The 11,810-nt window shown below is 63.3% G+C and carries 8 protein-coding genes; all 8 read left to right on the top strand.

Features of this window, described 5'->3' with window-relative positions:
- Window positions 1–184: 184 nt before the first annotated feature.
- A complete protein-coding gene (locus Q0X16_RS11520) occupies window positions 185–2,077 on the top strand; it encodes a hypothetical protein (RefSeq protein WP_297834508.1) in 1,893 nt (630 codons plus the stop codon).
- Window positions 2,078–2,156: 79 nt separating this feature from the next.
- Entirely contained in the window at window positions 2,157–4,004 is a 1,848-nt protein-coding gene (locus Q0X16_RS11515; protein WP_297834506.1) for a hypothetical protein, read from the top strand.
- 149 nt (window positions 4,005–4,153) lie between these two features.
- A complete protein-coding gene (locus tag Q0X16_RS11510) occupies window positions 4,154–4,516 on the top strand; it encodes a prepilin-type N-terminal cleavage/methylation domain-containing protein (RefSeq protein ID WP_297834502.1) in 363 nt (120 codons plus the stop codon).
- Between the two features lie 220 nt (window positions 4,517–4,736).
- Entirely contained in the window at window positions 4,737–7,766 is a 3,030-nt protein-coding gene (locus tag Q0X16_RS11505; protein WP_297834499.1) for a fused MFS/spermidine synthase, read from the top strand.
- A gap of 83 nt (window positions 7,767–7,849) precedes the next feature.
- Window positions 7,850–8,905, top strand: coding sequence for a dTDP-glucose 4,6-dehydratase (gene rfbB, locus Q0X16_RS11500; RefSeq protein ID WP_297834512.1), 1,056 nt, complete (start codon window positions 7,850–7,852; stop codon window positions 8,903–8,905).
- The gene (gene rfbA / locus Q0X16_RS11495) at window positions 8,902–9,777 is read left to right on the top strand and encodes a glucose-1-phosphate thymidylyltransferase RfbA (protein ID WP_297834496.1); all 876 of its coding nucleotides are present in this window, start codon (window positions 8,902–8,904) and stop codon (window positions 9,775–9,777) included. Before rfbB ends, rfbA begins: the two co-directional genes overlap by 4 nt.
- 55 nt (window positions 9,778–9,832) lie before the next feature.
- Window positions 9,833–11,011: a DegT/DnrJ/EryC1/StrS family aminotransferase gene (locus tag Q0X16_RS11490; protein ID WP_297834494.1), complete on the top strand. Its 1,179-nt coding sequence runs from the start codon at window positions 9,833–9,835 to the stop codon at window positions 11,009–11,011.
- A partial coding sequence (locus tag Q0X16_RS11485) for a hypothetical protein (RefSeq protein ID WP_297834491.1) occupies window positions 10,998–11,810 on the top strand: 813 nt, incomplete at its 3' end. The genes Q0X16_RS11490 and Q0X16_RS11485, both read left to right, overlap by 14 nt.

Raw genomic sequence — 11,810 nt, 5'->3', positions numbered from 1 at the left:
TCCTTTCGGCAACTGGGCTTCAAGCGAAAGGCGCCGCAGGGCGCCTTTCGTGTTTCTACCTGACAGCATCCGCCGCGACTTTCGACATTCCCGGTACTCAACCGAGCTTGCAGACGTGGCAGTCCGGTTCTGTGTGGCCACTCGCTACACTTCCAAGCGCCCAACGAAGCACCAGTGAACCCCCTTGCCAGTCCACACTCCCATCACACGCCCGTTCAATCTGTCCAGCCTGTGCATCTCCCTGCTGGCCGGCGCACTATTTCTTCCAGGTTTGCCGGGCGCCTTCGTGTTCGACGATTTTCCCAATCTGGTCGCCAACACCAGCATCCATCTGTCCAGCAACACTCCGGCCCAGCTGTACGCGGTTCTCTCCACCCCGCAGCCCTCGGGCAGCATGCGTGGGTTGCCCACGCTGACGTTTGCGCTGGACTATTGGCGCGCCGGCGGGATGGCCGATCCCACTACCTTCAAAATCACCAATATTGCCATTCATGCGCTGACCGCCTTCGCGCTGGCATGGCTGTATCAAAGCCTGCTGCTGGCGGCGCGGATCCCGGCGCAGCGGGCCGCGTGGATCGCCCCCCTGCTGGCGCTGGCCTGGGCCACGCATCCACTGCAGGTGTCCACCGTGCTGTATGCGGTGCAGCGCCTGCAGGCCCTTGGAACGCTGTTCCTCGTTCTGGCGCTGCTGGCCTACCTGCGGGCACGGCAGGCCCAGACCGCAGGGCGTCCGGCGCGTGCCGATTTTCTGCTAACGGGACTGCTGTGGGCTCTGGCACTCGGCTGCAAGGAAGACAGCGTGCTGTTGCCGGCCTACGCGCTGGCGCTGGAGCTGACCGTGCTGCGCTTTGCCGCCGCCGGACCGCACATGGGCTTGCGGCTGCGGCGCGGCTGGCTGGCGACATCCTTGCTTGGCGCCGGAATCTACGCCCTGTGGATCGTCCCGCACTTCTGGAGCACATCGCCCTACCCCGGGCGGGACTTCAATTCCGCCGAACGACTGCTGACGCAGGCACGGGTGCTGTGCCTGTACCTGTGGGAAATCCTGCTGCCGTTGCCAAGCCACATGCCGTTCTATTACGACTGGATCGTCCCTTCCCGTGGCCTGCTGCAACCGTGGACCACGCTGCCGGCCATCGCGCTGATCGGCAGCCTGCTGGCATTTGCCTGGCGGCTGCGCCACCGGAGGCCGCTGTTCGCCCTAGGCGTTTTTCTGTTTTTCTCGGCCCACTTCGTCACCAGCAACGTGATCGGGCTGGAAATGGCTTTCGAACACCGCAACCACTTCGCCTTGATCGGCGCGGTGCTGGCGGCCTATGATGCGCTGTTCTGGGCGGGGCATCGCCTGAGGATTTCCCCGCATGCGCAAGCCGCAGTTGCCGCGGCGGCGCTGCTCGGGCTGGGAGGCGCCACACTGTCGCGCGCCCACGATTGGCGCGGCGCAATACCACTGGCGCGATCCATCACGCAGGCAGCCCCCGGCTCTTCCCGTGCATGGAACGATCTATGCCTGTTCACCTTGAAGGCAGGCGGCGGCATCGAGGCAGCACACAACCCACGCCTTGATGAGGCCATCGACGCCTGCGCAAGCGGTGCCAATGCCGATCCGAAGGCAATCAGCAACCTGGCGATGCTGCTGGCGCTGAAATCCGCCCGGGGCGACGCCACTCCGGCGGATTGGCAACGGTTCCAACGCGGGCTTGGAGCTGTGCCGATGACCTTGGACAACGCCCGCACGCCCTTTGTCCTAGCCTACTATGCAGGACTGGGAGTTCCCATGGACAAGCAGCAGATCCGCCAGGCTCTGGATCTGATGCTGCAAAGAACCGGTGCCAGCCCGGAGCAATTGGTTCAGGCGGGATATGCCGTGCTGTATGAGCTGAAACAGCCCGAAGAAGCCATGCCGTACTTCGTCCGGGCCATTGAAGCCACACCGTCCGACGACTCCCTCGCCCTGAATCTGGCCGCGGAACTGCAGGCGAACGGTCATGGCGGAACCGCCGCGCACCTGCTTATGTTCGCACGCGAACGTCGCAGCCTTTTACCAGATCCATCTAGCCGGGAACGGCAACAATAAGCCCGTCAATCATTGCCACTCCGTGGCATAGCCGGAAACCAATGAAGTCTGCGGGGTTTGCCCGGTACACTGCCTCCCGATGAATCCAGACTGCCGACGATCCCTGCTGCCGTCCGCTCTTGCCGCTCTGGGTGCCGGGTTTGTGATGGGCCTGGGCCACAACGGGAGCTTCGTGCTGGACGACGCGCAAACCATCGTCAACAACCCCCTGATCCATGTCACGGCGCTGGACAGGGACTCCTTGTTTACCGCTGCCGCCAGCTTTCAGGCTGGGCACGGCAGCCGGCCGCTGGCGATGGCCAGCTTCGCACTGGATTTCTGGCGCCACGGCGGTCTGGATGCGGCTGCCTTCAAGGCCACGAACCTGCTGATCCATGTTCTTACCACCTTCGCCCTGGCCCGGATGCTGCGCATGCTTCTGGTACTGGCGGGTTGGTCGGAACGCAGCGCCACGACGGGAGCCGTGGCGATCGCCTTGGCATGGGGCGTCCACCCGCTGCAGGTTTCCAGCGTGCTGTATGTCGTTCAACGGATGCAAACGCTGTCCACTTTCTTCGTCGTGCTGGCGTTATGGGCCTACCTGGCGTTGCGGCAAGCACAGATGAAGGGCCGCCCGGCCTGGCCCTGGGGGTTGACCGCCGGAGGGTGCTGGCTTCTGGGCATGCTCAGCAAGGAAGATGCCGTTCTATTCCCGCTGTACTGCCTGCTGCTCGAGCTAACGGTACTTCGCTTCAGGGCCCTGCAACCCTGGCGCAGCAAGAGCCTGCGCCGGATGTACCTTGTGCTTGCTCTCGGTGGCACGGGCCTGTTTTTCCTTTGGGTATTACCGCATTACTGGAGCTGGCAGGCCTACCCGGGGCGGGATTTCAATAGCGTCGAACGGCTGTTGACCCAGAGCCGGATCCTGGTGATGTACCTGGGGCAAATGCTGCTCCCCCTGCCCAGCCTGATGCCGTTCAACTACGACACGTTCAGCGTCTCCCGCGGTTTGCTTTCCCCTCCGGCAACCCTGGCGGCCCTGTTGCTCCTTGCCGGCCTCCTGGCCTGGGCCTGGCGCTGGCGGCAGCGGCGCCCCGTTTTTTCGCTCGGCATCCTGCTGTTCTTCGCCGGCCACCTCATCACCAGCAACGTCATACCGCTTGAACTAGTCTTCGAACATCGGAACCAACTTCCCCTGATCGGAATCCTGCTGGCATTGGGAGACCTGCTGCAGGCAGGCATCACGCGGTGGCAACTTTCCGGACGGCAGGTCGCCATCGGCTTGACCGCCACGATGCTGGCCATCGGCAGCGCGGGCGCGTTTCGCGCCTGGCACTGGGGCGAGCCGATCCGCTTTGTCGAATACAGCGTACGGATTTCCCCCGACTCACCGCGCGCCTGGCTGGCCCTTGCCGGCACCTGGTTTGACAGCTACAAGGAAAGCCGAAACAACACCGATCTTGACCGCGCCATCGCGGCCTCGGAAGAGGGCGCCAAGCGAACAGGATCGCCCTCCGCCTACGCCAATGCCATCCTCTACAAAAGCATGCGAAGCACGGCAACTCCGGCGGACTGGCAGCATCTTTTCAGGCGCTTGAATGAAGTTCCGATTGGTCCCCCCGAAAAGGACATCCTGTGGAACAACCTCAAAAACGTACGCGCAGGCATACCCCTTGATCGTGACCAGGTTATCCGCCTGATCTCGATCCTCGTGCGACGCGCCGACTTTTCGCCCGTCGAAGACATCCAGATCGGCGCCTTCCTGTATACCCAGTCAGAGCAACCGCAGCTTGCCCTGCCCTACTTCATCCGCGCCGCCAGAGCCTTGCCTCACGGCGACCCCGCCATTGGCCAGGTGCTGGGCGCGCTTCAAGCCAGGGGTCAGGACGACTGGGCCCAGTCGATCCGCCGCGCCAACGCTGCGCAGGACATGTCCATTCGCCATTGACACCACGCCGGCCGGAAAGGGTGGAACGGTTCGTGACAGGGTGCCATTGACCACGTTTCTTCATCGCGGCAGTTTTCTTCGAAATCGTCTTCTTTGGCACATTCCTTGCTTGCGTTATTGATGGCTAGCAACGAAGGGGACGGTTCCAGATGAAACGGCACAACACAGGCTTCACCCTGATCGAACTGATGATCGTGGTGGCGATCATCGGCATCCTGGCGGCGATCGCGCTGCCGGCCTACCGCGACTACATGCAGCGCTCGTCCAATTCGGCCTGCCTGCAGGAGGCGAGCGCGTTCATGCACACGGCCTCGGCCGACATCTCGGACAACCGCAACAGCACCACCTTCGCCGCCAGCGCCTGCGTCAGCGGCACGCCGGCGCAGCTGACCCCGGCCGACTGGTCCGCCGGCACCACGGTGGTCTTCGTCCCGGAGGCCCGCGGCAATCCGGCCGTGCTGAAGAACGCCAACTGCAACGCCGGCAATGCCACGTGTGCATTGGTGCCGTAAGGTAGCCGCCTGAATCCATACCGCTGCGACCACCCGCTGGCGCTTCAGGGTGAAAAGGCAGCCTTTGACCCCGAATAACCGACGCGATTTCCACGCCGGTAGACCCAGTTCGGCAGCATCACTGCAGGGCTGCACTGAGCGCTCAGTGAAGCCGCACCGGCATTGCACACCCGCAAGCCAGCACCCATGATGTCGCCGGTCGACCCGAGGGACTTCCTGCATGGCTGACCGCCCGTCCGCGCGCCCCTGGCTGCTCGCCATCTTCGTGCTGTCGGGCTTTGCCGGACTGATCTACCAGTCGGTGTGGTCCCATTACCTCGGGCTGTTCCTCGGGCACGCCGCCTACGCCCAGGCGCTGGTGCTGGCGCTGTTCATGGGCGGCATGGCCGTCGGCTCGGCGTGGATCGCGCGCGTGGGAACGCGATGGCGCAATCTGCTGCGCGGCTACGCTTGGGTCGAACTGGCGATCGGCCTGTTCGGGCTGAGCTTCCATTGGACCTTTACCCACGCCACGGCGCTGGGATACGACACGCTGATCCCGTTGCTGGAGTCCGTCCGGGCCGTGTCCGTCCTGAAATGGGGGCTGGCGGCGCTGCTGATTCTGCCGCAAACCATCCTCCTGGGCATGACGTTCCCGCTGATGAGCGGCGGGCTGATCCGGCGTTTTCCCGGCCAGGACGGCGATGCGCTGGGCGGCCTGTATTTCACCAACAGCATTGGCGCGGCGATCGGGGCCCTGGCCAGCGTTTTCATCCTGATTCCCGCCGTGGGGCTGCCGGGAACCACCGCAGCCGCCGGCATCCTCAACTTCGTGGTGGCGGGCCTCGCCCTGTGGCTCGCGCGGGCGCCGGAGCCCCTGCCAAATCCGCCGTCGCCACGGCAGTCAGGCGACGGCAACGGCTCGCGCCTGCTGCTGGCCGTGCTGGCGGCAACGGCGCTTTCCGGAGCCGCGTCGTTCGTTTACGAGATCGCGTGGATCCGGATGCTGAGCCTGGTGGTCGGGAGCACCCAGCATGCTTTCGAGCTCATGCTGGCCTCGTTCATTGCGGGCATTGCGCTGGGCGGGCTCTGGGTTCGCAAGCGCGCCGACCGCGCGCCGATCCCGCTGCGCCTGGCTGGCTGGATGCAACTGGCCATGGGGCTGGCGGCACTGGCATCGCTGGCGCTGTACGCCCACTCCTTCGAATGGGTCGGCTGGCTGCTGAAAGCCCTGACGCCCAGCGAAGGCGGCTACGCCCTGTTCAACCTCGGTACCGCGGCAGTCGCAATCGCGATCATGCTGCCTGCGGCCTTCTTTGCCGGCACCACCCTGCCCCTGTTCACCGTGGCACTGCTGCGCGCCGGCTTCGGCGAGCGATCCATCGGCCGGGTATATGCGTGGAACACCCTGGGCTCGATCCTCGGCGTGTTCGTCGCGATCCACGTCCTCATCCCCACGCTGGGCCTGAAACTGACCCTTGCCACGGGCGCCCTGGCGGACATGGCCATCGGTCTGGCGCTGCTGCGGCGCTGCGTCGATTCGCGCAGCCAGATGTTGCGGTTCGCCTTCGCGGGTCTCACCGCGGCGCTGGCGCTGGGCCTGGCCATTACCCAGGTTCCCTTCGACCCGATGCGACTGGCGTCCGGCGTATTCCGCCACGGCCAGGTACAGCTCGACGCATCGGATCGCGTGGTGTTCTACCGCGACGGCAAGACCGCCAGCGTCTCGGTCATCGCCGCTCCCGACGGCCAGGCCGCGATCGCCACCAACGGCAAGGTGGACGCGGGTCTCGCCCTGTCGCCGAACGCACGCCCCGTAAGCGACGAGCTGACGATGCGGCTTGCCGCCGCACTGCCGCTGGCCATGCATCCGGCGCCACGCGACATCGGCATCATCGGCTTCGGTTCGGGCATGACGACCCATACGGCCCTGGGCGACCCGCGCTTGCGCCGCGTGGAGACCGTGGAAATCGAACCGGCCATGGTGGAGGGCGCGATGATCTTCGCCCCGCAGGTGGGCCGCGCCTACACCGATCCGCGCTCCCGGATCGTGATCGACGACGCCAAGTCGTGGTTCGCCGGCCGCCGGAACAAGTACGACATCATCATTTCCGAGCCGTCCAACCCCTGGGTCAGCGGCGTGGCCTCGCTGTTCTCCAGGGAGTTCTACCGCTTCATCCCGCACCAGCTACAGCCCGATGGCCTGTTCGTGCAATGGATCCAGCTCTACGAGATCGACGACCGCTTAGTCAGCTCGATCCTGAACGCGCTCACGCCCGAATTCGGCGACTATGCGGCATGGTTGAGCAACGACGTCGACCTGATCATCGTCGCCACGCCGGCACGCCGGCTTCCGCCAGCGGATTACCGACGCATCCTCACCGGCGTTCTGGGCTCCGAGATGTCCCGGCTGGGGATCAACAGTCCCGAGCAACTGGCCTTCCACAAGGTCGCCGACGCGCGCCTGCTGCGCGCGCTGGCGCACCAGTACGGTGGGCCGGCCAACTCCGACTACTACCCGTTGCTGAGCCTGAGGGCGCCGCGTACGCGCTTCATGCATCGGGCGGCGGGCGGCTTCACGGGTTTGATGGTTCTCGATCAACCGATCCTGGAAATGCTGGGCATCCGTCGCGCCCTTCCGGCCGCTATGCCGCTGCCCTTGAGCGACCTGTTCACCGCCGAACAGCGCACCGTCGAAGCCCGCCAGAAGGTGGAGTTCCTGCTCGATCCGGCAAGCGCGAGCACACTGCCCCTGGACACGCGCGCGCGGCTCTCCCAGTTCCTGACCCTGGTGGCGCGTTGCCCCGACAACGGCGCCGATCCGGAGGGATTGCTCGACCGCCTGAACGGCATCGCCGGCGACACCGTGCCCTACCTGCCCCCGGACACGCTCGCACGGCTCTGGAAACTGCCGGTACTGCAGACCTGCAGACAGTCAAACACCGTTTTCGACCGCGCACTCGCTCTGGTCGAAAGCACCTCCAACCGCAACCCGCAGGCCATGCGCGCAGCGGGGCAGGCCTGGTTCGCGCTGCGCAAGGCAAACGCGTATCCGGAAGCCAGGATCATCGACGGCACCGCCCTGCTCACGCTGATGGCCTCCGATGCGGCGCAAGGCCACTGGAAGGACGTCTGCGTGAGCTACAGTCGCCTGGGCACGCAGATTCCACTGGATGAGAACGATGCAAGGGCTCGCAACCTGATGCTTTCCATGGCGGCAGGACAACTGCCGTCCGGCGAGGCGAATCGTTGCACTCCGGTGGGCAATTGAACAACCGATCAAGCAATCCCGGAGGCAAGGCAGATCGAACCCCAACGTCGATCAGACTCGTCCGACAAATGAATAACAAACCCATGAAAACATGGCTGATTACCGGTGGTGCCGGGTTCATCGGAGGAAATTTCGTACTCGACGCCATCAAGCAAGGGGTGCGCGTCATCAATCTGGATGCGCTTACCTATGCCGGCAACCTGGACACGCTAGCGTCGATCGAAAACGACCCGAACCACGTGTTCGTGCATGGCGACATCGGCGATCGCGCGCTGGTGGCGCGGCTTCTTGCCGAGCACCGCCCTGTCGCGGTGGTGAACTTTGCAGCAGAAAGCCACGTCGACCGCTCGATCGACGGCCCGGCTGCCTTCATCCAGACCAATGTCGTGGGTACGCTGGCGCTTCTGGAGGCGGCACGTGATTACTGGAAGACGCTCGACTCCCCAGCGAAAGAAGCATTCAGGTTCCTGCACGTCTCCACCGACGAGGTGTACGGCGCGTTGGGCGCAACCGGCAAGTTCACCGAGACCACCCCATACGCGCCAAATTCGCCTTATTCGGCGTCGAAGGCCGCCTCGGACCACCTGGTGCGCGCCTTCCACCACACCTATGGGCTGCCGGTTTTGACCACCAACTGCAGCAACAACTACGGCCCGTACCAATTCCCAGAAAAGCTCATTCCACTGATCATCGCCAGAGCACTGGCCGGCGAGCCGCTGCCTGTCTATGGTGACGGCAAGCAGGTGCGTGACTGGCTCCACGTCAGCGACCACTGCCGTGCAATTCGCACGGTGCTGGTCAAAGGGCGCGTCGGGGAAACCTACAATGTCGGCGGCAACGCGGAAATTGAGAACATCGAAGTGGTGAAGGCCATCTGCGCTCTGCTGGACCGGCGCCATCCCCGCGCAGACGGGCGCCCGCGGGAATCCCAGATCACCTTCGTCCAAGACCGTCCCGGCCATGACCGCCGCTACGCGATCGACGCCGGCAAATTGAAGCGCGAATTGGGCTGGACGGCGGCCTACACGTTCGAGCGCGGCATCGCCGAGACCGTGGACTGGTACCTGACGCACCAGGACTGGGTGCAGCGCGTACTGGACGGCAGCTACCGCCTGGAGCGGATCGGGGCCAGCGCATGAAGCGCAAGGGCATCATCCTTGCCGGCGGATCCGGCACGCGGCTGTACCCGATCACCAAGGCCATCAGCAAGCAGCTGCTGCCCGTGTACGACAAGCCGATGATCTACTACCCGCTGAGCGTGCTGATGCTGGCGGGGATCCGTGAAGTGCTCATCATCAACACCCCCCACGAACAAGCTCTGTTCCAACGCCTGCTGGGCGACGGTTCGCAATGGGGGATGCGGATCGAATACGCGGCGCAGCCGAGTCCGGACGGGCTGGCGCAGGCGTTCCTGATTGGCCGGGAATTCCTTGCGGGCGACCCGTGCTGCCTTGTTCTTGGGGACAACATCTTCTATGGGCAGGGACTGACAGATCTGCTGAGAGCGACCAGCGCACGCGACACCGGCGCCACCATCTTCGGCTACTGGGTCAAGAACCCCGAACGCTACGGCGTCGCCGAATTCGATTCCGAAGGAAAAGTAACCGGGATTGTGGAAAAACCGGAATCGCCAAGATCAAACTATGCCGTGACCGGGCTATATTTCTTTGATCACAATGCCTGCGATTTCTCCGAAAGATTGGTTCCTTCGGAGCGCGGCGAACTCGAGATCACCGATCTCATCCGATGCTATCTTGATGCAGGAACATTGCATTTCGAGAGGATGGGACGTGGTTATGCCTGGCTGGACACGGGGACGCATGAGTCCCTGATCGAGGCATCGACATTCATAGAAACCATCCAGACAAGGCAGGGACTGAGGATTTGCTGCCCGGAGGAGATCGCCCTCAATAATGGATGGATCGATGCCAGGCAACTCCTCGAACTTGCGTCAGCACTCGGCAAGAATGATTACGGGCGCTACCTGATTGGCCTGTCACGGACAGGCTGAGCCTCTATCCCCATTCCGCCAAATTCCGGCACGATCCAGGGATCTTCAATACACGATGAACACGCCAGGCAGCGAAGAAATTCCGTTCCTTGTTTTTGGCGCGCCCGCCATCGAAGAAGAGGAAATCGCCGAAGTCGTTGCCTGCCTGCGTTCGGGCTGGATTGGAACCGGGCCACGGGTCACGCGTTTCGAAGCGGCTTTCGCCGCATACAAGGGAGTTGGCGCAAGTCAGGTTGCAGCCGTGAACTCCTGTACAGCGGCGTTGCACGTCAGCATGGTGGCGGCCGGCCTCGACCCGGGCGCGGAGGTCGTCACGACGCCGCTCACTTTCTGCGCCACGGTCAACGCCATCATCCACGCTGGCCTCAGCCCAGTCCTGGCGGATGTCGATCCCGTCACGCAGTGCATCGACCCAAGCGCAATCGAGTCAGCCATCACTCCACGCACCCAGGCCATCCTGCCCGTGCACTTCGCCGGCAGACCCTGCGACATGGACGCCATCATGGCCATTGCCCGCAAGCACGGGCTGCTGGTCATCGAGGATTGCGCACATGCCATCGAGACCGAATACAAAGGACGCAAGGCCGGTACTTTCGGGAACTTCGGCTGCTTCAGCTTCTATGCCACCAAGAATGTCGTGACGGGTGAAGGGGGAATGATCCTAGCTCGCGACGAGGGACACGCCGCCAGTGCCAGGGTGCTCGCCCTGCACGGCATGAGCAAGGACGCCTGGCACCGCTTCGGCGACAAGGGCTACAAGCACTATCAGGTGGTCGAATGCGGCTTCAAGTATAATATGATGGATCTGCAGGCAGCGATTGGCATACATCAACTTGCACGGGTAGAAGCCAACTGGCAGCGCCGCGCCGCCATCTGGCAGCGCTACAACGCGGCATTTGCCGACCTGCCGGTCGACCTGCCGGCACCGTTCGAGCAGGACACCCGCCACGGCCACCACCTTTACACCCTGCACATCGACGAGGCCCGCTGCGGCATTTCCCGCGACGACTTCCTGGAAGCCATGAACCAGCGCCGCATCGGCACCGGCGTGCACTATCTATCCGTGCCCGAGCACCCTTATTACCAGCAGCGTTTCGGTTGGCGGCCGGAACAGTGGCCAAATGCGATGCAAATAGGTCGAACAACCGCGAGCCTGCCATTGTCCACAAAGTTGTCTGATGACGACGTGGCGCGTGCCATTTCAGCGGTTAGCGATGCCTGTGTCCACCAATAAAAGCCAAGCAAAATCCACACCGCCCCGGCTTGAAAGCCCCTGGTGGCGAACCAAGCAGGTGCGTACGTTCTTGGCATGGTGTATGGCACTAGCTGCACTGGTCTTCTTGTATCGCCTTGTGCGTTCGGACCTCCCCGAGATCGGGCGCTCACTGGCGCAGACACACTGGCTTCAACTCCTGTCCGCCACGCTGATCGCGATGGTGGCGTACCTTGTGCAAGCCCTGTATCACGTGGGCGTACTAGCCTCCATGCACGACCGGCGCATTCAACTGCGCCCTGCTCTGAACATCTACCTCCAATCCCAGGTCATTCGATATCTCCCAGGTCGTATATGGGGCATGGTGTATCAATCAGGGCGGATGGCATCAACCTTTCGCCCTGCGGAGATCGTGATCGCCAACTTCTGGCAAATGCTGATGACCGACGTGGTCTCTGTCGGCGTCATCGTTTCATTGTTGTTGTCGCATCATTTTTCCGCTACTTGGCTGCTGTTGATCGTGCCTGTGCTATGTCTCGCCGAATGGCTGCATCGACATCCTGGACTAGCTACATGGTTGCTAGGAAAGCTACGGCGTGACGCGCAAGATGGTACAACCCTAAAGCCGATCAGGTGGCGTGGTACGGCGTTGCTGACACTTGAATGGGGCCTGTACCTGCTGGTATTCGTGGTGGTTTTGAACGGCAAGGTCGGGTTCGCGCAAGCAATCCCGCTGGGCGCGTGGTACAGCGGAGCGTCGTTGCTGGCCTTGGCTGCCTTCATCGTGCCGGGTGGGCTCGCTGTACGCGAAGCCATATTT

Source organism: Thermomonas sp., from assembly GCF_025993755.1.
GTDB lineage: Bacteria > Pseudomonadota > Gammaproteobacteria > Xanthomonadales > Xanthomonadaceae > Thermomonas.
This window is presented reverse-complemented; position numbering and strand designations above follow the sequence as displayed.